We start from the raw sequence: 21,642 nt of genomic DNA, 5'->3' as shown, positions 1-21,642 counted from the left end.
GGGAGACACGCGATGGATCGGCTCAAGGGCAAGGTTGCGATGGTGGTGGGGGCCGGCTCGATCGGACCGGGCTGGGGCAACGGCAAGGCGACCGCGGTGACCTTTGCGCGCGAGGGCGCGCAGGTGTTTTGCGTCGACCGCGACGGCACTGCTGCCGAGGAGACCGCGAAGATCATCACCGGCGAAGGCGGCAAGGCGACGGCGTTCACGGCCGACGTCTCGCGTCCTGCCGAGATCGAGGCCATGGTCGCGGCGTGCCTGAAGGCCTATGGCCGCATCGACGTGCTCGACAACAATGTCGGCATCGCCGAGATGGGCAGCGTGGTCGAGGTCACCGAGGAAAGCTGGGACCGCGTCTTCAGCGTCAACCTCAAGAGTGCCTATTTCGCCATGAAGCACGTCATTCCCGTGATGGTGAAGCAGGGCGGCGGCTCAATCATCAACATCTCCTCGATCGCCTCGATCCGCCACATGGGCATCTCCTACGTCACCTACGGCACCTCCAAGGCGGCGATGAACCAGATGACGCGCACCACGGCGATCGAGTTCGCGCGCCATCATGTGCGCGTCAACGCGATCCTGCCCGGCCTGATGAAGACGCCGATGGTCGAACACTCCGCGGGCCTTGCGGCCAGCTACGCCAAGGGCGATGTCGAAGCGATGTGGCGCGCGCGCGACGCCCAGGTGCCGATGGGCCACATGGGCGACGCCTTCGACGTCGCCAACGCCGCGCTGTTTTTGGCGTCGGACGAGTCGAAATACGTGACGGGGATCGAGCTGGTGGTGGACGGCGGGATTACCTGCAAGGCGGGGGCATAACGCACTTCAACCAACTCCGTCATCCTGAGGTGCGAAGCGCGCGGTGCAGAGCGTCGCGCGCGGGGAGCCTCGAAGGATGAACGGCCCCGATGTAGCCGGGCCGTCGCCCTTCGAGGGCTGCTGAAGAAGCGGCCACCTCAGGGTGACGGGGTCACTTTGGCGTTGCCGCTACAGAGTTACTGCGCCAGCGCCAGAACCCCGCCGGCAAAGGCGTGCCACGCGGTTGTCTCGCTGATCGGCCAGTTCAGCACCTTCACCGCCAGCAGCGCGAGCGTGCCGTAAATGTAGACCGGATGAACCCGGCCCTCCGCGCGCCAGTCGCGCACCATGGCGACGACGAGCAGGAGCGACGCAACCACGGCCGGCGCGATCGTCACGGGCACCGGCGGCGGGCCGGGCGGTCCAGGAGGCGCGAGGAAGGTGAGGAACCAGCGCGCGATCGCGGCGTCGAGGATCGAGACTGCGGCGAGCAGCATCAGGCGCTTGTGAATCTCGGGCTTGCGTGTGTTCATGACGGCGAGCACGAAGACGATTGCGAAGAACGCAATCCCGCTCATCGGCACGATCGAGAACGAGATGCCCGCGTCGGTCTGTCCGAGCGCGGCCGCGTGCTTCATTGACGTCACCGAGGCGAGGAAGCCGAAGATCGTCATTGCGGTCGCGATCGACACGCCGACGATGCCGACCGAGCGGTGATTGACCACGCGGCCCGAGCCCGCGAGCCAGGTCTGGAGCACGAAATAGAGAGACCATGTGAAGAACAACAATCCGTGGAAATGAATCACCGGGCTTGCGGAGAATGTCCGGTGGACGAGCGGCATCCAATAGGTCGGTGCGAAACCGAGAAAGGCCGTCGCCGCGCAGGCCAGGGCCATGTGGAAATAAAAATATCGTGCAGGCGACGCATCACGCGCGCGTACACGACGGTCGTCGATCAGGGTTGTCATCAGGGATGAGTCTGGAGAGACGGTGTTTGGTTCAAAGTCCCCCCGTGCACCGTCCGGTGTCGTCCCGGACAAGCGTAAGCGCAGATCCGGGACCCATAATCGCAAGAGGTAGTTGTATCGCTCGCTGGCAACTCCGAGTCTTCGACAAGCATGATTTCGTGGGCCATGGGTCCCGGATCTGCGCGCGCTTTAGGCGCGCTTGTCCGGGACGACAGCGGAGGTTAACCGCCAGCGCTCAGTTCTGCGCGGTCGAGCTCCTCCTCGAGCCGGTGGAACGCGTCGTCGCCGATCACCTCGGTGGCACGAAGGTCGAAGATGGATTTGCGCGCGGCCTCGATGGCGCGGCGGCGCAGGGGATCGGCGGGCAATTCGCCGTTGGCGATGCCGCCGTTCGGATCGGTCTCGGTCTGCATCAGGATGGCTCGATATTCGAGCCGCAGGATTTCCGCTTCCTCCGACGGATCGCTCTCGATTGCATCGAGCGCCGCGCGATAGGCGACCGCGCGACCGCGCGCGACCTCGATGCCGACGGGATCGTCGTCCTTGAGGTCGAGGGTGAGGATCAGCGGCCGCAGCGTCAGACCCTGGATGATGAGCGACCCCAGCACAACGGCAAAGGCGATGAAGACGATGAAGTCGCGATAGGGAAAATTCTCCGGCAGCGCGAACGCGGTGGCGAGCGTGACGAGGCCGCGCATGCCGCACCAGGAGATGATGAGGCCGCCTTTCGGCGAGGCCACCTGCTTCGGATCCCTGGGATGGTACAGGTTGTGCGCATCAGCACGCGCAACGTCGTGCGATAGAACGTCACCCAGAACAGCCGGACCAGGACCACCGTGAGCAGGATCCAGGCCGCAGCCACGCAATATTCCCAGCGCACGTCGGCATCGAGCCGTGTCCAGATCGGCCGCATCTGCATGCCGATCAGCATGAAGGCCAGCACGTTGAGCACGAACACCATCGTCTCCCACACCGCATAGGACGGTACTCGCAGGCGGGCCGGGATGCGCGCCGGCGCTGTGCGCGCGAGGGAAATGGCGTAGATCACGATGGTGAGGATGCCGGACAGGCCGAGATGCTCGGCACCGATCCAGATCATGAAGGTGGTGGCGAACTGAACGATGATCGCGCTCGGGGCTTCCGTCACGCGCTCCATGACGGGCGCAATGAGGCGGGCTGCGAGCAGGCCGGCGATGACGCTGCCGACCAGCGCCAGGGCCATGGTCGGCGCGACCTGGCTCCATGTCAGATGCTCGGTTGCGACCGCGCCGACCGCGATGCGGTAGATCAGGAGCGCGCTCGCATCGTTGAGCAGGCTTTCGCCCTCCAGCACCTTCACCATGCGATGGGGCAGCTTCACCTGGCTCAGGATCGCGACCGCGGCAGCCGCATCCGGCGGCGCCACGATGGCGCCGAGCGCAACCGCGGCGGCCCATGGCATGTCGGGCGTCAACCGGTGCGCGACGAAGGCGACGCCCGCCGTGGTCAGGCCGACGGCGGCGACGACCAGGGTGGAGACCGGAACCCAGTTGTGGCGCAGGTCGCGCAGCGAGGTGTCGAAAGCGGCATCGAGCAGGACCGGTGCGACAAAAAGCGCCAATGCGAGGTCCGGCTCCAGCGCCCAGCTCGGACTGTTCGGAACGAAAGCGATCAGGGCGCCGCCGATGGCGAGAAAGGTCGGGTAGGGGACCTTGATCCGCCGCGCCAGCGCCGATAAGGCAACGGCGCCAAGCAGCAGGGCGATGATCCATTCGAATGTCGACACGATAGTCCCCGAGACCGATTTGGTGCCACAAGCTAGCACCAATCCGGCCGTATGATGGATAACGCGGCCCCAAGGCAAGAGTCCCAAGGCAAGAGTGAAGCAAGACTTCCGACTGCAACAAGCATGCGTTTTCAAAAACTCGTCCAATGGTCGGCTGCCGCAGCGCTCTCGGCGCTTCCGATCGGCGCGGTCCATGCCGCGACCGGCGGCGAGCCGGCGGCTGTCACGCAGGTCGATATCGCGGCTTGCCTCGCGGCCACCGCGGCCGACGACATCGACAAGGCGAATTCCGCCTGCGCCGCCGTGATCGACAACGAGAAGGCGGCGAAGGCGGACCTGGTCAGAGCGCTGATCGCGCGCGGCGCGCTCCATGCGCGGCACGACCAGATCGAACGTGCGATTGCCGACGACAGCCGCGCTCTTCTGCTCGACCCCACGCTCGCCGACATCTTCAACGCGCGCGGCGAACTCTGGCTGAAGAAGGGCGACAGGCCGAGGGCGGTGCAGGACTTCGGCGCCGCGCTCAAGATCGATCCGAACCACGAGAAGGCCAAGGCCAATCACAAGGCGATGGCGCGAGAGCTCGAGCGCATCGGCGCGCAGATGGCGGTCGCGGGCAGGCCCAGCTTCAACTGCGCGCGCGCAGGCCGCGCCGTGGAGAAGGCGATCTGCGGCAACCGCGAGCTCGCCGATCTCGACCGCGAGATCTATGGCTCGCATCTGCGCGCCGTCCGCGAGGCCCAGAGCCCGGCGGAGGCGCGGAAGATCCAGCGCGAGCAGGACGATTTCATCGCGCGCAGGAACACCGGATACGGCCGGCCGGGCTATGATCTGAAGAAGGCGATGCAGGACAGGCTGCAACAGATCAACGGGGTGGACGGGTATTGAGGATCTTCGCCTCTGCCCGCGTGCGGGGAGAGGCCGGAATGCGAGCGAAGCGCGAATTCCGGGTGAGGGGAGTCTCCGCGAATCCAGCTGCCACCTCGTTTGGGGAGAGCCCCCCTCACCCCAGCCCTCTCCCCGCAAGCGGACGAGGGAGCGCAGGCGCTCGTGCGCCCCTTACGGCGTGAATTGAACCCAATCCTCACCCGCCGCGACAATGGTGAAAACCTGATGTCACGGAGCCTTCACGATGTGCGGCACGCATTCTTCCGCGCAAATGCCCCCGTTTGACAATATCTGGCTCCGCGCCTTCTTCCTCGGTGCGGCTATGGGCCTGACCCTGATCGGTCCGGCTTCTGCCGGCACGGATTGCGTGCCGGGCAGCAAGGCTGCTACCGCGGAACTGATCTCCGCGTGCGGCGCCATCATCGACCAGACGGCAAATCCGGCGTCTGAACGCTCCATGGCCCTCGTCGCTCGCGCCGAAGCCAATGCGCGAACCTCCGGAGGCCAGTCGCAGGCGCTGAGCGATCTAGACCGCGCCATCGCGCTCGACGGCAAGAACGCAAGGGCCTGGCGCGTGCGCGGCGACCTCTTGCGTGAGGCCGGCGGTGACCTCAACCGGGCGGCGGCAGATCTGACCAAGGCGATCGAGATCGATCCACAGGATGCGGAATCCTACGAGCTGCGCGGCGTCGTCTACACCAACCAGCATCGCTTCGACCGCGCCATTGCAGACTACGATCAGGCCATCAAGCTGAAGCCGGACTCCGCCCAGGCCTGGTCGGACCGCGGCGCGACTTTCTATCTGCGCGGTGACTACGACAAGGCCGTCGCTGACCTCAGTGAGGCGCTGCGGCTCAATCCGAACCGGGCGCGCAGTTACACCAATCGTGGCGCCGCCTACAAGAAGCTCGGCGAGCTCGACAAGGCGATCGCAGACGACAGCGAGGCGATCCGGCTCGATCCGAAGGTGCCGGAGTATTTCGACAATCGCGGTCTCACCTATGCCGCCATGAAGGAGTACGACAAGGCGATCGCCGATTACGATCAGGCGATCCGTCTCGAGCAGCGGGTGAACTTCCTGACCAACCGCGGCGACTCCTACCAGTTCAAGGGCGAGCTCGGTGCTGCGCTGTCGGACTACAATGACGCGCTGAAACTCGATCCGGATTTTGCCAAGACCTACAACAACCGCGCCGTGCTCTACAAGAAGATGGGCGAGCGCAAGAAGGCGCTGGCCGACTACGAGGCGACGTTGCGGCTCGATCCCGCCAATGAGAACGCGCTCAACGGCCGCCGCGCGATGATCGCCGAGATCGCAAAATTCGGCGGCGAGCCGGCCCGTGTGCTGAACGCCGCTGCCAGCGACCCATCGTTCGACTGCGCCTCCGCCAAGCGCGAGGTCGAGAAGGTGATCTGCGCCGATCCGCACCTCGGCGTGCTCGACCGCCAGATCGCCGAGGCCTACGAGCGCGTGCTGAAATCCGCGAGCAAGCGCTCTGCGGAGGGCCTGCGCAAGTCCCAGCGCGATTTCCTCGTCACGCGCGGTGCAAGCTTCCGTCGTCCCGGCTACGATCTGAAGAAGGTCATGCAGGAGCGGCTGCGGAAGCTGAACGCGATCGAGAGCTGAGGCGGGGTTCGAGTCTCCGCGAGTCCAACTGCTGCCGTCTCCGGGGAGACTTCCCCTCACCCCGACCCTCTCCCCGCAAGCGGGGAGAGGGGAAGGACACCATCCTTTTCGGCTTGAACCGCGGCCCGTTCCCGGGAAAATAGCCCCCAAACAAGGCCGGCGATTGATCCTGGTCATGGCGGGACGCCTGTCCTGCCACAAGGGTCAGGGCCAGGCCATAAAGGGAACGGGAGCGCGGGAATGAACGTCCAGGGAAAGAGTCGTTATCATGAGGTCCATGCGCGCTCGCTGGCCGATCCCGAGGGCTTCTGGGGCGAGGCGGCCAGGGAGATCGACTGGATCGAGCCGCCGAAAAAGATCTTCGATGCCTCGCAGGGACCCTATGGCCGCTGGTTCGCCGGCGGCGTCGTCAACACCTGCTACAACGCGCTCGACCGCCATGTCGAACGCGACCGCGCCGACCAGGTCGCGCTGATCCACGATTCGCCGCTCACGAACTCGATCACCAAACTGACCTATGCCGAGCTGCTCGGCGAGGTGCAGGCGCTTGGCGCCATCATGCAGGATTTCGGCGTCGCCAAGGGCGACCGCGTCATCCTCTACATGCCGATGGTGCCGGAGGCGGTGGTCGCCATGCTCGCCTGCGCACGCATCGGCGCGGTGCACTCCGTGGTGTTCGGCGGCTTTGCCGCGAAGGAGCTCGCCACCCGCATCGACGATGCGCAGCCCAAGCTGATCCTGTCGGCGAGCTGCGGCATCGAGCCCGGCCGCATCGTGCAGTACAAGCCGCTGCTCGACGAGGCGATCAAGCTTGCCGGCAGCAAGCCGAAGGCCTGCATCGTGCTGCAGCGTCCGCAGTTCACCTGCGATCTCACGCCCGGCCGCGACTATGATTGGGCGAGCCTGCGCCGCAAGGCGATCAACGACGGCAAGAAGGCCCCTTGCGTTCCCGTGGCCGCGACCGATCCGCTCTATATCCTCTACACCTCGGGCACGACGGGCATTCCCAAGGGCGTCGTGCGCGACAATGGTGGCCATCTCGTTGCGGTGAAATGGTCGATGTTCAACCTCTATGGCGTCAAGCCGGGCGAAGTCTGGTGGTGCGGCTCCGACATCGGCTGGGTGGTTGGCCACAGCTACATCATCTATGGCCCGCTGCTGCATGGCGCGACCTCGATCATGTACGAGGGCAAGCCGGTCGGCACGCCCGATGCCGGCGCGTTCTGGCGGGTCATCAGCGAGCACAAGGCGGTCGCCTTGTTCACCGCGCCCACCGCGTTCCGGGCGATCCGGAAAGAGGATCCGGACGGGAAGTTCATCAGGCAATATGACCTGTCCAAATTCCGCACGCTGTTCCTCGCCGGCGAGCGCGCCGATCCGCCGACGGTGGAATGGGCGGAGCAGCAGCTGAAGGTGCCCGTCATCGACCATTGGTGGCAGACCGAGACCGGATGGTGCATCGCCGGCAATCCGGTGGGCCTCGGAATGCTGTCGGTGAAGCACGGCTCGCCGACGGTGCCGATGCCGGGCTACCAGGTCGACGTGGTGGATGAGGCAGCGAAGCCGGTGCCTGCGAACACCATGGGCTCGATCGTGATAAAACTGCCGATGCCGCCGGGCTGCCTGCCGACGCTGTGGAATCAGGACGCGCGCTTCAAGGAAGCTTATTTGAGCGAATTCCCCGGCTACTACAAAACTTCCGACGCCGGCTACAAGGACGAGGACGGCTATGTCTTCGTCATGGGCCGCACCGACGACATCATCAATGTCGCCGGCCACCGCCTGTCGACCGGCGGCATGGAGGAGATCCTGGCCTCGCATCCCGATGTCGCCGAATGCGCCGTGCTCGGCGTCAAGGACGCGATCAAGGGCGAGGTGCCCTGCGGCTTCCTGGTGCTCAAGGCCGGCGTGAAGCGCGCCCCTGCCGAGATCGAGAAGGAGATCATCGCGCTGGTGCGCGACAAGCTCGGTCCGGTCGCCGCCTTCAAGCTCGCCATCACCGTGGGCCGACTGCCCAAGACGCGCTCCGGCAAGATCCTGCGCGGCACCATCAAGAAGATCGCCGACGGCGAGGCGTGGACCATGCCGGCGACGATCGAGGATCCCAAGGTGCTGGACGAGATCGGCGAGGCGCTGAAGGGAAGGGTGTGAGGTCTTGCTCTTCGATCGTCATGCCCGGGCTTGACCCAGCCATCCATCAATGAGCAATCAATTGCCTTGATTTCGATGGATTGCCGGGTCAAGCCCGGCAATGACGAATGAGACAGGACCGACAATGTTAGCCAAGCTCGCGCAGTACGGGGCCATCTCCCTGCTCGCCATCGCTCTCTCCGCCTGCTCGGCGCGCTACCAGACGCCGGTGGCGATGGGCGGCGACGATGACGACGCGGTGTGCCAGAGCCGCGGCTACGCCCAGGGCTCGCCGGAATACGTGGCCTGCCGCAAGGACCGCGACGTCCAGCGCAACGCTGCCGCCGCGCGCGCCGACCGCCGTCAGCGCGACCTCGGCGAATACATGCTGAACAATCCGGTGCGGCCGTAGGCGCAGTTCGGTCCGTAGCCCGGATGCATTGCCGACCAAACAAAAATGCGGCAGGTTTTCCTGCCGCATTTTGATTTTGTTCGATCGCGAACGAAGAGCGGAGCCTTACTCTTCTTCGTCCTGCTTCTTGCCGCCGAGCGTCTTCAGCTTGGCGAACACGGCGTCGACGTTGAGGTCGTCGCTGGACTTTTCCGCCGGCTCGTATTCGTCCTTGCGGGTGGTCTCGGAGGCCGGCAGCAGGGTGGCGCCGCCATAGGCCGCGTCGATCGGCTTTTCCTTCGCCGCGCGCTGCACTTCGAAATCGAGCTCGATCTGCGAGCAGAGGCCAAGGGTGACGGGATCGATCGGGGTCAGCTGGGAGGTGTTCCAGTGGGTGCGGTCGCGCACGCTGGCGATGGTGCTCTTGGTGGTGCCGACCAGGCGCATGATCTGGGCGTCCTTGAGTTCGGGATGGCTGCGCAGCAGCCAGAGGATCGCGCTCGGACGCTCGTGGCGGCGTGAGACCGGGGTGTAGCGCGGGCCCTTGCGCTTGGGCTGCGGCGGCAGCACCACCTTGCTCTCCTGGAGGCGAAGCCGGTAATCCGGGTTCTTCTCACCCCGCTCGATCTCTTCGCGGGTCAGCTGGCCGTTGGAGAGGGGATCCATGCCCTTGATGCCCTGGGCGGCGTCGCCGTCGGCGATGGCGCGCACCTCGAGGGGGTGCATCTTGGTGAAATCGGCGACCTGGTCGAAGGTCAGCGCGGTGTTATCGAGCAGCCAGACGGCGGTCGCCTTGGGCATCAGAGGTGCGTTGCTCATGGCAAATCTCCTTTGTGCTTCGCCCACCCCTCTGGAGGCGAAACCGGTGGTCATCAGCGATGACAGGGAATTCGCGCTATATAAGCCCGGAGGGGCTGGCCACGCAATGGTTCTGCTATAGATAGTGCCTTGACAGCGCCCGAAAGGGGGCCCAATTCCCTCTGCAGTCCCGTAAGCCCGTACCTAAGCCCTATTCATCCATCCGACCGCTTCCCGCCCCATTTGGCGAGGTGATTCGGTCCCGAGATCGCCCAATGTCAGCCAAACCAGACCTCAAGATCGTGCTTTGTTCTCCCCGCGGCTTCTGTGCGGGGGTGGTCCGGGCGATCGACACCGTGGAACGGGCGCTCGATAAGTACGGCGCGCCCGTCTATGTTCGCCACGAGATTGTGCACAACAAGTACGTCGTCGATGGGTTGAAGAAGAAGGGCGCCATCTTCGTCGAGGAACTGGCCGAAATCCCGGAGAATACCACCGCACCGGTGGTGTTCTCGGCCCATGGCGTGCCGAAATCGGTTCCGGCCGACGCCCAGTCCCGCAATCTGTTTTCGCTGGACGCGACCTGCCCGCTGGTGACCAAGGTGCACCGCGAGGCCGCGATCCACTTCAAGCGCGGCCGCGAGATCTTCCTGATCGGCCATTCCCATCATCCGGAGGTGGTCGGCACGCTCGGCCAGCTTCCGCCCGGCGCCGTGACGCTGATCGAGACCGCCGAGGACGCCAAGACCATCAGGCCGAAGGACCCCGATAACCTCGCCTTCGTGACCCAGACCACGCTGTCGATCGACGATACCGCGGAGATCGTCGCGCTGCTCAAGGAGCGCTTCCCGAACATCAACGGCCCGCACAAGGAAGACATCTGCTACGCCACCACCAACCGCCAGCTCGCGGTGAAGAAGGTGGCGCCGGTGGTGGACGCGCTCATCGTCGTCGGTGCTCCCAATTCGTCGAACTCGCAGCGCCTGCGTGAGGTCGCCGAGCGCGAGGGCTGCAGGATCGCGGTGCTGGCGCAGCGCGCCGCCGACATCGACTGGGGCAAGTTCGGCAACATCACGAGCCTCGGCATCACCGCGGGCGCTTCCGCGCCGGAAGTGATCGTCGAGGAGATCATGGACGCGTTCGCCGAGCGCTACACCCTGCATGTGGAGACGGTCTCGGCCGCGGAGGAGAACGAGTTCTTCCCGCTTCCGCGTCAGGTGCGCCCCGAAGCTGCCGCCGAGTAGACCCATATGGCGGTCTACACCGACGTCGCCGCCGACGAGCTTGCGGATTTCCTGAAGCAATACGATCTCGGCGAACTGCTATCCTACAAGGGCATTGCCGAGGGCGTCGAGAATTCCAACTTCCTGCTGCACACCAGCCAGGGGTCGTTCATCCTCACGCTCTACGAGAAACGCGTGGCGAAGAACGATCTGCCGTTCTTCCTCGCGCTGATGACGCATCTGGCCGAGCATGGCGTCAATTGCCCGCTGCCGGTGAAGGGACGGGACGGCGAGGCGCTGCGCGAATTGTCGGGCCGGCCCGCCGCGATCATCACCTTTCTCGAGGGCGTCTGGCCGCGCAAGCCGAACGCGACCCATTGCGCCGGGGTCGGCGATGGGTTGGCGCGGATGCATCTGGCCGGCGCCAATTTCGCGGTTCGGCGTGCCAATGCGCTGTCGGTTGCGGGCTGGCGGCCGCTGTTCGACGCGGCGGCAAGCCGGGCCGACGAGGTGCAGCCCGGCCTGCGCGCCTTTCTCGCCGCCGAGCTCGATCATCTCGCGAGCGGGATCTGGCCGACCAACCTGCCCGAGGGTGTGATCCACGCCGACCTCTTCAACGACAACGCCTTCTTCCTCGGCGACAAGCTCTCCGGCATCATCGACTTCACCTTCGCCTGCAACGACATGCTGGCCTATGACGTCGCGATCTGCCTCAACGCCTGGTGCTTCGAGCCGGATCACTCCTTCAACGTGACCAAGGCGCGCGCCTTCCTCAATGCCTATGGCCGCGTGCGCAAGCTCTCCGAGGCGGAAGAGACGGCGCTGCCGCTGCTGGCGCGCGGTGCTGCGATCCGCTTCCTGCTGACGCGGCTGGTGGACTGGCTCAACGTGCCGCCCGGCGCGCTGGTCAAGCCGAAGGATCCCTTGGAATATGTCCGCAAGCTGCGCTTCCATCAGAGCGTATCGAGCGTGCGCGATTACGGGCTGATGCCGTCAGGATTGGTCGCGTGAGCGAAAAGCCGGTCGTCACGATCTATACGGATGGGGCCTGCTCGGGAAATCCGGGGCCCGGCGGCTGGGGCGCGATCCTGAAGTTCGGCGACAAGGAAAAAGAGCTGAACGGCGGTGAACGTCACACCACCAACAACCAGATGGAGCTGATGGCGGCGATCTCAGCGCTCGAGGCGTTGAAAAAGCCGTGCACGGTCGATCTCTACACCGACAGCCAGTATGTCCGGCAGGGCATCACCGGCTGGATCTTCGGCTGGAAGCGCAACGGCTGGCGCACCGCCGACAAGAAGCCGGTGAAGAATGTCGAGCTATGGCAGCGCCTCGACGCCGCCTTGAAGCAGCACGAGGTGCGCTGGCACTGGGTCAAGGGCCACGCCGGTCACCCCGAGAACGAGCGTGCCGATCAGCTGGCGCGCGACGGGATCGCGAAGGCGCGGTTGCAGCACCGTGTGGCGGAGTAGGCCGCGCGGCGCATTCGCTTGTGCCGTCATCGCGCGCCCCCAATCCCCGTTGTCATCCCGGCTTTGTGCGCAATTGCGCACCAGGCGGGACGGGGCCGAGTGAATGGCTGCAGGCGGTGGCCGCCTTACAGCTGCCCCAACAGCGTATCACCGCCGGAGACCTCGACCTTGCCGGGCATGGCTTCGAGGTTGAGCTTCTTCACCACGCCGTCCTCGACCAGCATCGAATAGCGCTTGGAGCGGATGCCGAGGCCGTTGGCGGAGGCATCGAGCTCCATGCCGATCGCCTTGGTGAAGTCGGCGTTGCCGTCGGCGAGGAAGACAGCTTCGTCGCGCTGGTCGGTGTCACGCTTCCAGGCGTTCATGACGAAAGCGTCGTTGACGGAGACGATGGCGATGGTGTCGACACCCTTGTCCTTGATGGCGTAGGCGTTCAGGAAGATGCTCGGCAGATGCATCTTGTGGCAGGTGCCGGTATAGGCGCCGGGCACGGCGAACAGCGCCACCTTCTTGCCCTTGAAGATATCGTCGGTGGTCTTGACCTGCGGGCCGTCGGCCGTCATTACGCGGAATTTCGCCTCGGGCAGCTTGTCGCCGGTCTGGATCGCCATCGTCGTTTCTCCATGGAAAGGGGCTGGGGGCTGTTCTAGAGCATTTTACCGCCGGAGGGAAACGGCTTCACCGCGCTGTGATGAGGCCGTGGTGCTTATTTCTGGTCATTGCTTCGCTGCGCTCGCTATGACGAACGGGCGCGCCGGTGCGCGCCCGTTCGGGACGGCGAGCAACGCTGCCTTACGCCGCCTCCGCCTTTTTCTCGTCCCGAAGCTGCCGGCGCAGGATCTTGCCGACGTTTGTCTTCGGCAGGTCGTTGCGGAATTCGATGTGCTTGGGCACCTTGTAGCCGGTGAGCTGCTCGTGACAGAACTTGATCACGGCTTCCGCCGTGAGGTTCGGGTCCTTCTTCACCACGAAGGCCTTCACCGCCTCGCCCGACTTGGAATCGGGGATGCCGATCACGGCGCATTCGAGCACGCCCGGATGGCTCGCGATCACCTCCTCGACCTCGTTGGGATAGACGTTGAAGCCGGAGACCAGGATCATGTCCTTCTTGCGATCGACGATCTTGATGTAGCCCTTCTCGTCCATGATGCCGATGTCGCCGGTGCGGAAATATCCGTCCGCCGTCATCACCTTGGCGGTCTCTTCCGGCCTGTTCCAGTAGCCCGACATCACCTGCGGGCCCTTGGCGCAGATCTCGCCGGCCTGGCCGAGCGGCACTTCGTTGCCGTCATCGTCGCGGATCGAGATCCAGGTCGAGGGCACGGGGATGCCGATCGATCCCGAGAACTCGGTCGTGGTCGCGGGGTTGCAGGTCAGCGTCGGCGAGGTCTCCGACAGGCCGTAGCCTTCGGCGATGAAGCAGCCCGTCATCGCTTTCCACTGCTCCGCGACAGGGCGCTGCACCGCCATGCCGCCGCCGTTGGAGATCTTCAGCTTGGAGAAGTCGAGCTTCTTGAAATCGGGATGGTGCATCAGGCCGTTGTAAAGCGTGTTGACGGCCGGGAAGCTGTTGACCTGGTATTTCGCCAGCTCCTTGACGAAGCCGGCGATGTCGCGCGGGTTCGGGATCAGGAGATTGCAGCCGCCGGCGCGCACCGCGAGCAGGTAGCAGGCCGTCAGCGCGAAGATGTGATAGAGCGGCAGCGCGCAGACGATCATCAACTGCTCGACATGCGGCGGTGCGGCGAGCGCCGGCTGCAGCCAGGCGTCGTTCTGCAGCACGTTGGCGACGATGTTGCGGTGGAGCAGGGTCGCGCCCTTGGAGACGCCAGTGGTGCCGCCGGTATATTGCAGGAAGGCGACGTCGCCCGGCGACAGTTTTGGCTTGTTGAACGTCATGCCGCGGCCGGATGACAGCGCGTCGTTGAACGGCACCGAGCCGGGCAGCGACCAGGCCGGCACCATCTTCTTGACGCGGCGGACGACGAGATTGACGATCACGCCCTTGAAGCCGAGCAGGTCGCCCATGCTGGCGACGACGACGTGCTTCACCGGCGTCCTGGCAATCACCTGCTCGACCGTGTGCGCAAAATTCTCCAGCACGATGATGGCTTCGGCGCCGGAATCCTTGAGCTGATGTTCGAGTTCGCGCAGGGTGTAGAGCGGGTTGACGTTGACGACGGCGAAGCCTGCGCGCAGCACCGCGGCGGTGGCGACCGGATATTGCAGCACGTTCGGCATCATGATGGCGACGCGCGCGCCGCGCTGCAGCCCGCGTCCCTGCAAGTACGCGGCGAGCGCAACCGACATCTGGTCGAGGTCGCGATAACTGATCGACTTGTCCATGCAGATGAACGCCTTGCGGTCGGCGAACTTGGTGAAGCTCTCCTCCAGCAGGTCGACCAGCGATGCGTATTGCGTCGGCTCGATGTCGGCGGGCACGCCGGGCGGATATTGCTTAAGCCAGATGCGCTCCATGGAAAACTCCCCTCGATTTACCAGAGCCCGTTGTGTCTCGGGCTTGCCTCATTGCCGCCAGTATCGAGCCTGCCGGAACGGGTGGCAAGCCGTCGAGGCTTAGGGCAAGGGTCGGGGAGTGGCTACTGGAATCGTCGCAAACCCGCTTGCCGCAGGTGCGAAGCGCGGGCCGCTGTTTCAGCCTCGCCGGGCGCGTTAACTGTTGTTGGCCGGCTTGGCGGGAGGCTTGGTTGCGGCCTTGGGCTTGGCGGGCTTTGCGGCCTGGTCGCCGCTCGCGGCGGGCTTTGCCGCTGCATCGGGCTTTGCTGCGGCATGCTTGGTCCCAGCCGGCTTGGCTGCGCTCTTGCCGTCGGCCGGTTTGGCATCCGGCTTTGCCGCCGCCGTCTTGGCGTCCTTCGGCTTGTCGGCGGGTTTGTCTGCTGCATCGGGCTTCTTGGCGACGCGCGACTTCTTGCCATGCGGCTTTGGCGTCGCCTGCTGGTCGGCATCGGCCGCGACCGCCGCGATCAGAGCCGGGCCGGTGCGGGTCGGGCCGGTATAGACCAGCACGGGCTCGGCCGCCGCCGGCGCCGAGGCCATCAGCTCGGAGGCCTTCATCAAAGGCGGCTGGAGGCCGGCCGTGAAGAAGGTCACCTGGGCTTCACCGCCGGTCGCGGAGGCCGACCCGGACGTGCCGCCATTGGCAGCGATCAGCGCGTCGTCGTCGTCGCTCGCCGGCCGCTTGCGATGACCGCCGCACATCTCGTCGCGCAGGTTCGGTGGCGAGGCATCGACCGGCACCAGCCTGTCGACGGTGCCAAGCGACGGGCGGAGCCAGGTGAGGCCGTCCTGGCTGAAGCCGCGCTCGAGCAGCTGCGCCGCCTTCACCGCGCGCGCGGTGCCGGAGTTCGCACCCAGCACCACCGCGATCAGGCGCCGTCCGTTGCGCGTCGCCGAGGCCACGAGATTATAGCCCGAGGCGCAGATGAAGCCGGTCTTGAAACCGTCGGCGCCGGGATAGCGGCCGATCAGCTTGTTGAAATTGCCGGTGACGCGCTTGCCGAAGCGGATCGCCGGGATGTGCACGAAGTATTCGTACTCGGGCAGGTCGCGCAGGAACGAGCGGGCGAGAATGCCGAGGTCGCGGGCCGAGGTGATCTGCCCGTCGGCGGGCAGACCGTTCGGATTGACGTAGCTCGTCTGCGTCATGCCGAGCTTCTGCGCGGTGTCGTTCATCATGGCCGAGAAGCCGTCGATCGAGCCGCCGACGCCTTCGGCGAGCACCACGGCCATGTCGTTCGCCGACTTCACCATCATCATCTTCAGGGCGTTGTCGACGGTGACCTGCGTTCCGGGGCGGAACCCCATCTTCGACGGCGATTGCGAGGCGGCCGTCGGCGACACCGTGAGCAGCGTGTCGAGTGTGAGCCTACCGTCCTTCACCGCCTTTAGCGTCACATAGGCTGTCATGATCTTGGTGACGGAGGCCGGATACCAGGGAATGGTCGCATTGTCCGCCTGCAGAACCTTGCCGCTGTCCGCCTCGATCAGCAGCAGCGCTTCGGCGCTCGCCGCATGCGGGACGAGCAGCGCGCCGCAACCGAGGATCGCGGCGAACAGGTTGAACAGGGATTTGCGAAGCAGCGGGCGAAAGGCGTGCACTATCCGATTCCGGTCCTTGGAGATCCGCCTGATACGGGCGGTTCTCGTGATCTGAGTTTCGGGTTCTGAAATCCGGCGCCGCCGCTTGCGGCGTCGCAAACCTATACCGGCTCGTGCGTCGAGAATAGGGGCTTCAGGTGGGTATTCCGCAAGGAAGTAGGCCGAATTTCGACGGTCCTCTCGGGACTTGCTAGGGGGATTTGGCAGCCGTCGCGGCAGCCTCGGCGGCCGTCACGCTGGCCCGCGCATGTTCCTGAACCATGAACTGGGCCTTGGCCATCTCCGCAAAATGGCCGCCTTTGGCCACGAGTTCATCGAAAGTTCCGGTTTCGATCACGCGTCCATTCTCGAACACCAGGATCCGCGTGGCTTTGCGGATGGTTGAGAGGCGATGGGCGATCACGAAGGTGGTGCGGCCCTTCATCACTTCGTCGAGAGCGGCGTTCACCTTGACCTCGGTGACGGCGTCGAGCGCGGAGGTCGCCTCGTCCAGGATCAGGATCGGCGGGTCCTTCAGCAGGGCGCGGGCGATCGACAGGCGCTGGCGCTCGCCGCCGGAGAGCATGCGGCCGCGTTCGCCGGCATTGGTCGTAAAGCCGCCGCTGCGCTCGATGAAGTCGAGCGCCTGCGCGCGCTCGGCGGCCTTCCGCATCTCGGCCTCGGTCGCGTCCGGCTTGCCGACGCGCAAGTTCTCCTCGATCGAGCGGTTGAACAGCAGCGCTTCCTGGAACACGACGCCGATGTTCCGCCGCAGCGAGGTCAACGTGACGCCGCGGACGTCCATGCCGTCGATCTTGATGAAGCCGGATTGCGGATCGAAGGCGCGGTGCAAGAGCGCGATCGCGGTGGATTTGCCGGCGCCGGTCGGGCCGACCAGCGCGATGGTCTGGCCGGGCAGTGCGGTGAAGGTGAGGTCCTCGATCGCCGGCCGCTTGCCGTCATAGGAGAAGGTGACGTCGTTGAACTCGACGAGGCCGGACAGCCGGCCGGCATCGATCGCGTCGGGCCGGTCGTGCACCGCGGGCACCGCGTCGAGCACGCCAAAGAATTCGCGCAGGCGCGGCGCTTCCATGAAGACGTTGTTGATGAAGCTCACGACCTGCTCGAGCCTCTGGATCAGCATCGTCGCGAAGCTCACGAACATCACGATCTCGCCGACCGAGGTGAGTCCCTGGTCGTGCAGGGCGATGCCGAGGGTGAAGATCGCGAGCACCGTGATCGTGGTGGAGGCCCGCGTGATCACCGTGACGAGCGCCCACCAGGACAGCACCGGCATCTGCGCGGCCAGCAGCTCGTCGGCGACTGAGCGCAGCCCCTTCACTTCGGATTCGACGCGCACAAAGCTCTGCACCAATGCGACGTTGCCGAGCGCGTCGGAGGCGCGGGCGGACAGCTCGCTGTAGCGCTCCTCGACCTCCATCTGCATGCCGAAGGTCTTGCGCACCACGAACGTGGTCAGCGCCGTGAAGACGATGCAGAGCACGAACAGCAGGATCGCGAGCCGCCAGTTCAGGTACAGCGATAGCGGCAGCAGCACCACGACCGAGAGGATCGCGGCAAAGTGCTCGCGGAAGAAGCCGAGCCACAGCCGCCACAGCGCATCGGTGCCGTTGAGCATCACCTTCATCAGCCGGCCCGAATGGGTGCCGGAGTGGAAGGTCAGCGGCAGTTGCAGGATGTGCTCGAAATAGTCCGTCAGCACCGCCTGGCGCTGGCGGTGCGAGAGCCGGTCGGCCTGAAGGGCGACCAGCGCGCTACAGCCGATGGTGAACAATCCGAACGCCACCCAGGCGGACAGGAACGGCCAGGCCGAGTTCGAGCCGGCGACAGTTCTGCCGGAGAGCACGTCGACGATCCGGCCGAACAGCACGGGCTCGGCGAATTGCGAGGCCGCAAGCAGGAGGTTGGCGACCGCCAGCAGCCAGCCCAGCCGTGCCTCCTTGCCGAGCAGCTCGAGAACGCGGGAATAGAGGCGGAGCATGGACATGCGGACTGACAACTCGAGCAGCTGATGGGCCCTTATTCTAAGCCGGGATAACGCGCGAGATACAGCGGAAGCTTTCCGTTTTGCTCAATTGATGAGCCGGCTCTCGACCGGCGGCAGGAACCGGTCATCGAAGATCTCGCTCGCCGCCGGCCGTTTGCGGAATTTGAAGTCCTGGGCGATCTGGTCGATCGAGCGCTCCAGGCGCGCCGGATCGATGCCGCCGAGGCCGTTGCGCCTGACCTCGTCGGTCAGGATGTTGTCGACGAGCACGGTACGCAGGCGCTCCAGCTCGAGCTCGCGGTCGCCATCCTCGATGCGGCTTGCAGCCTCGTCCGCCGCGCGTGCCGGCTCCTTGACCGTTGCGTTGATGCCGGCGATCAGTGCGCGGACGAAGCCGTTCACGGCGTCCGGCTTCGCCGCGGCGAAGGCGGGGTTGGCCACCACGGCGAAGCCATAGGCTTCACAACCATAGTCGGCATAACGCAGCACGACGAGATCGCCAGCGGGCACTCCGCGGTCGCGCAGGTTCACCGCCGACAGATGGCTGAAGCCGGTGACGGCATCGACCTGTCCTGCGGACAGGATCGGCTCGCGCACCGCGGCACTGATGTTGTGGAATTTCAGGCGCGAGGTGTTGATGTTGTTCTGCTGCGCCAGCGCCGGCCACAGCCGCATCGACAGATCGCCGTCGGCGACGCCGACGGTCTTGCCGTCGAGGTCGGGCAGGATGTGGATGCCGCGGCTGCTGCGCGCGACGATCGCGTAGGGCGCGCGGTTGAACAGCACGAACACCGCCTTGATCGGCGCCGCATCGTCCTTGTCGCGAAAGCGGATCAGCTCGTTGATGTCGACCAGCGCGAGTTCACTGTCTCCCTTCGCCACGCGCGCAAGCGCCTCCGACGACCCGGGCGTGGTGTTGAAGGACACGTTGAGATGCTCGGCGCCGAACTTGCCGTCTTTCGCGGCAAGGAAGAATGGCGCCATGCTGGCATCGACGGGACGGTCGAAGGTGAAGTGGATCGCCGTGGAGGGGGCGGCGCTCTCGGCCGCTGCGACCTCGCGTGCCGTCAACGTGGCGAGCGAGATAGCAAGCGCCAGCAGGCCGCGAAGGACGATCGTCTTGAATCCTGACATCAACTGCGCCGGTCCCGCATTGTTGTGTGACGCTCGCAGCGCCGGCCGGCGATGACCGTGCGCGCGCCAACATGAACGGCGGATGAGCGGCGGTTGCGTCACGATCACGCAACCCCGTTCAGCTTGTGTTGGGGTTGGGGGAACCCAACATGGGACGCTGGTGTTTGGCAGACATGAGCCTGTCTCGAAACACCATTCAAGGTCCCAAGGAGGGTCCAGGACATGTTCGACAGATTTTCCAGCCTTACGTGCCGTAAAGCCGTCCTCGCGACGGCTGCGGTGCTGGCGCTGACCGCGGTCGCTCCGACGGCATCTTACGCAGGCGGCCGCCACTGGCATGGCGGTGGTGGCGGTGCTGCCGCCGCCGCGGCCTTCGCAGCCATCGGCACCGGTCTCGCCATCGCTGCGACCCGTGACGCGTACGCCTATGACTACGGTCCGGGGTACGGCTATTACGGCGGTCCCGCCTATTACAGTGCCCCGGCCTACGGCCCCTATTACGGCCCGGGCCCGAACTACCAGTATCAGCGCTACGGCGGCACCGCGCCATCGGAACTTTGTGGCCAGGGCTACTTCACGAACTGCTACTAGGCTTGCCGGCCTCCCGGCTACCAAAGGTTGACCAAAACAGGCCGTCGCGCTTGTCGCGCCGGCCTGTTTTTTGCTTTTATCGCCGGGCGTTAACGCGCTCGCCATTGGTTTAGAGTAGTTTCGAGTTCCATGAGTGATTCGCTTGAGCGGCTATATCTGGCTGTGCTCGCGGCCAGGGATCTTGATCCGGCAACATCGCGTACGGCCCGGCTGTTTCAGCGCGGCCCCTCCAAAATGGCGAAGAAGCTGGCCGAAGAGGCCATCGAAGTCGTGATCGATGCGGTCAACGGCGACAGCGAGGCCGTGATCCGGGAAAGCGCCGACCTGCTCTACAATCTCACGGTGCTGTGGGCCTCGGCCGGCGTGCGCCCCGAGGACGTCTGGCGCGAGATGACGCGGCGGGAAGACATGCTCGGCATTGCCGAGAAGTTGCCGAAATCGACAATGAAACTGCCCAAAGCTAGGTCACCACGCGTGGCCGCCAGGCGGCCAATTGTCGCGCTCGAGAGCCGCACGGCGCGCAAGCGCCACTAAAACCTTCATAAAACTCGCGATGGACAAATCCGTCCCATGGTGCTTCATCGCGGCGCCATGCTGAAACGTATCTACGACTGGTGCATCGACGCCGCCCACAAGCCCTACGCGCTCTGGATCATGGGAGCCGTGGCTTTCGCAGAAAGCTCCTTCTTTCCGGTCCCGCCGGATGTGATGCTGATCCCGATGTCGCTGGCGCGCCCGCAGCGCGCCTGGATCTATGCGATGGTCTGCACGATCACATCGGTGCTCGGCGGCCTGCTGGGCTACGCCATCGGCGCGCTGCTGTTCGACTCGGTCGGTCACTGGCTGATCCAGGTCTACGGCCTCGGCGACAAGGTCGAAGCCTTCCGTGCCTCCTATGCCGAGTGGGGCGCTGTGATCATCCTGCTCAAGGGGCTGACGCCGATCCCCTACAAGCTCGTCACCATCACCTCGGGCTTTGCCGGCTATAATCTCATTCTCTTCACCCTGTGCTCGATCGTCGCGCGCGGCGGACGCTTCTTCATCGTGGCGATCCTGCTCAACCGCTATGGCGACTGGATCCGGCACAAGCTCGAGGAGCATCTCGGATTGTGGGTGACGATCGGCGCCGTCGTGCTGGTGCTCGGCTTTGTCGTGGCGGTCAAGCTGATCTAACCTTTGCCCGCGCGCCGGCTTCGGCTACGGTTGCCGGCATGATGGTTCGATCCGGCAATCCGGTCGTGCGGCTTGGGACGCTGATATCGGCAGTGGCGCTGATCCTGCTCAATGCCGGCGAGGCCGGATGGCCGCAATCCGGGCCGCCGTCGCTCGGCGTCCAGGAGCCGGGGCCGCAGGCCGCGCCACCGCCATCGACACCAGCGCTGCAGGCGCGCGAGGAAAACCCCGGGCTGATCGACGAAATGGGCAAGCTGTTCGACGAGCTGCCCTCGATCCTGCCGCCGGTCAAAAGCCCCGGCGAAACCATGAATGACCTGTCGCGGCTGGCCAAGCCGTCGACCATGGTGTCGGGGCGCGTGGTCTGCCCGGTCTCGTCGAACGGCGGGCCCGACTGCAAGCAGGCCGCCGACCAGCTCTGCCAGGGCAAGGGTTACAGGGAAGGCAAGAGCCTCAACGCCGACTCCGCCGAGAAATGCTCGGCCAAGGTTCTCATCCCGGGCAGGCAGCGCAAACCGGACGATTGCCGCACCGATACTTTCGTGACCAGTGCGCTGTGCCAGAACTGACGTGATGGC

19 protein-coding genes and 1 pseudogene are annotated in these 21,642 nt (G+C 65.2%); 12 read left to right on the top strand and 8 right to left on the bottom strand.

All coding sequences use genetic code 11. The features are described from left to right. Positions 1-12 precede the first annotated feature (12 nt). Entirely contained in the window at positions 13-819 is an 807-nt protein-coding gene (locus ACNJYB_RS36325; protein ID WP_439371435.1) for an SDR family NAD(P)-dependent oxidoreductase, read from the top strand. A 176-nt stretch (positions 820-995) separates the two neighbouring features. Here the strand turns inward: ACNJYB_RS36325 and ACNJYB_RS36320 are convergent, their stop codons facing one another. Both ACNJYB_RS36320 and ACNJYB_RS36315 read right to left on the bottom strand, forming a co-directional pair. Next, a complete protein-coding gene (locus ACNJYB_RS36320) occupies positions 996-1,766 on the bottom strand; it encodes a hypothetical protein (protein WP_439371434.1) in 771 nt (256 codons plus the stop codon). Positions 1,767-1,987: 221 nt separating this feature from the next. Beyond that, positions 1,988-3,531, bottom strand: a pseudogene (locus ACNJYB_RS36315) (cation:proton antiporter). Between the two features lie 123 nt (positions 3,532-3,654). On the opposite strand from ACNJYB_RS36315, the gene ACNJYB_RS36310 reads away from it, so the two are divergent. From ACNJYB_RS36310 to ACNJYB_RS36295, 4 genes are all read left to right on the top strand, one after another. Continuing rightward, entirely contained in the window at positions 3,655-4,419 is a 765-nt protein-coding gene (locus ACNJYB_RS36310; RefSeq protein WP_439371433.1) for a hypothetical protein, read from the top strand. 244 nt (positions 4,420-4,663) lie between these two features. Then, positions 4,664-6,046, top strand: coding sequence for a tetratricopeptide repeat protein (locus ACNJYB_RS36305; RefSeq protein ID WP_439371432.1), 1,383 nt, complete (start codon positions 4,664-4,666; stop codon positions 6,044-6,046). A 240-nt stretch (positions 6,047-6,286) separates the two neighbouring features. Beyond that, positions 6,287-8,197 carry a propionyl-CoA synthetase gene (locus tag ACNJYB_RS36300; RefSeq protein ID WP_439371431.1) on the top strand — a complete coding sequence of 637 codons (1,911 nt, stop codon included), beginning with the start codon at positions 6,287-6,289 and terminating at the stop codon, positions 8,195-8,197. A gap of 124 nt (positions 8,198-8,321) precedes the next feature. Further along, positions 8,322-8,588: a hypothetical protein gene (locus tag ACNJYB_RS36295; RefSeq protein ID WP_439375728.1), complete on the top strand. Its 267-nt coding sequence runs from the start codon at positions 8,322-8,324 to the stop codon at positions 8,586-8,588. A gap of 105 nt (positions 8,589-8,693) precedes the next feature. Here ACNJYB_RS36295 and ACNJYB_RS36290 read toward each other — a convergent pair whose 3' ends face one another. Further along, positions 8,694-9,386, bottom strand: a complete 693-nt coding sequence (locus ACNJYB_RS36290) for a DUF1013 domain-containing protein (protein ID WP_439371430.1) — start codon at positions 9,384-9,386, stop codon at positions 8,694-8,696. A gap of 254 nt (positions 9,387-9,640) precedes the next feature. On the opposite strand from ACNJYB_RS36290, the gene ispH reads away from it, so the two are divergent. From ispH to rnhA, 3 genes are read left to right on the top strand one after another with little or no spacing between them, the layout of a single operon-like run. After that, positions 9,641-10,609 (top strand): 4-hydroxy-3-methylbut-2-enyl diphosphate reductase, encoded by a 969-nt coding sequence (ispH, locus tag ACNJYB_RS36285; protein WP_439371429.1) that lies wholly within the window; start codon positions 9,641-9,643, stop codon positions 10,607-10,609. Between the two features lie 6 nt (positions 10,610-10,615). Then, positions 10,616-11,599: a homoserine kinase gene (locus ACNJYB_RS36280; protein ID WP_439371428.1), complete on the top strand. Its 984-nt coding sequence runs from the start codon at positions 10,616-10,618 to the stop codon at positions 11,597-11,599. Continuing rightward, positions 11,596-12,060 carry a ribonuclease HI gene (rnhA, locus tag ACNJYB_RS36275; RefSeq protein ID WP_439371427.1) on the top strand — a complete coding sequence of 155 codons (465 nt, stop codon included), beginning with the start codon at positions 11,596-11,598 and terminating at the stop codon, positions 12,058-12,060. Before ACNJYB_RS36280 ends, rnhA begins: the two co-directional genes overlap by 4 nt. 125 nt (positions 12,061-12,185) lie before the next feature. On the opposite strand, the gene ACNJYB_RS36270 is transcribed toward rnhA, so the two are convergent. The 5 genes from ACNJYB_RS36270 to ACNJYB_RS36250 all read right to left on the bottom strand — a co-directional run bounded on the left by ACNJYB_RS36270 (position 12,186) and on the right by ACNJYB_RS36250 (position 19,300). Continuing rightward, a complete protein-coding gene (locus ACNJYB_RS36270; RefSeq protein WP_027575420.1) occupies positions 12,186-12,671 on the bottom strand; it encodes a peroxiredoxin in 486 nt (161 codons plus the stop codon). Positions 12,672-12,852: 181 nt separating this feature from the next. After that, positions 12,853-14,538, bottom strand: coding sequence for a long-chain fatty acid--CoA ligase (locus ACNJYB_RS36265; RefSeq protein WP_439371426.1), 1,686 nt, complete (start codon positions 14,536-14,538; stop codon positions 12,853-12,855). Positions 14,539-14,733: 195 nt separating this feature from the next. Next, on the bottom strand, positions 14,734-16,179 hold the full coding sequence (locus tag ACNJYB_RS36260) for a D-alanyl-D-alanine carboxypeptidase family protein (protein ID WP_439371425.1): 1,446 nt from the start codon (positions 16,177-16,179) through the stop codon (positions 14,734-14,736). 190 nt (positions 16,180-16,369) lie between these two features. Beyond that, the gene (locus ACNJYB_RS36255; RefSeq protein ID WP_439371424.1) at positions 16,370-18,166 is read right to left on the bottom strand and encodes a glucan ABC transporter ATP-binding protein/ permease; all 1,797 of its coding nucleotides are present in this window, start codon (positions 18,164-18,166) and stop codon (positions 16,370-16,372) included. Between the two features lie 84 nt (positions 18,167-18,250). Next, entirely contained in the window at positions 18,251-19,300 is a 1,050-nt protein-coding gene (locus ACNJYB_RS36250; protein ID WP_439371423.1) for an ABC transporter substrate-binding protein, read from the bottom strand. 222 nt (positions 19,301-19,522) lie between these two features. Here ACNJYB_RS36250 and ACNJYB_RS36245 point away from each other — a divergent pair, with 222 nt between their 5' ends. From ACNJYB_RS36245 to ACNJYB_RS36230, 4 genes are all read left to right on the top strand, one after another. Further along, entirely contained in the window at positions 19,523-19,891 is a 369-nt protein-coding gene (locus ACNJYB_RS36245) for a hypothetical protein (protein ID WP_439371422.1), read from the top strand. 129 nt (positions 19,892-20,020) lie between these two features. After that, entirely contained in the window at positions 20,021-20,425 is a 405-nt protein-coding gene (hisE, locus tag ACNJYB_RS36240; protein WP_439371421.1) for a phosphoribosyl-ATP diphosphatase, read from the top strand. Between the two features lie 36 nt (positions 20,426-20,461). After that, positions 20,462-21,064: a YqaA family protein gene (locus ACNJYB_RS36235; protein ID WP_439371420.1), complete on the top strand. Its 603-nt coding sequence runs from the start codon at positions 20,462-20,464 to the stop codon at positions 21,062-21,064. Between the two features lie 38 nt (positions 21,065-21,102). After that, positions 21,103-21,633 (top strand): hypothetical protein, encoded by a 531-nt coding sequence (locus ACNJYB_RS36230; protein ID WP_439371419.1) that lies wholly within the window; start codon positions 21,103-21,105, stop codon positions 21,631-21,633. Positions 21,634-21,642: the final 9 nt, after the last annotated feature.

It is taken from the genome of Bradyrhizobium sp. SMVTL-02 (assembly GCF_051853005.1).
In the GTDB taxonomy this organism is placed as follows: domain Bacteria; phylum Pseudomonadota; class Alphaproteobacteria; order Rhizobiales; family Xanthobacteraceae; genus Bradyrhizobium.
This window is presented reverse-complemented; position numbering and strand designations above follow the sequence as displayed.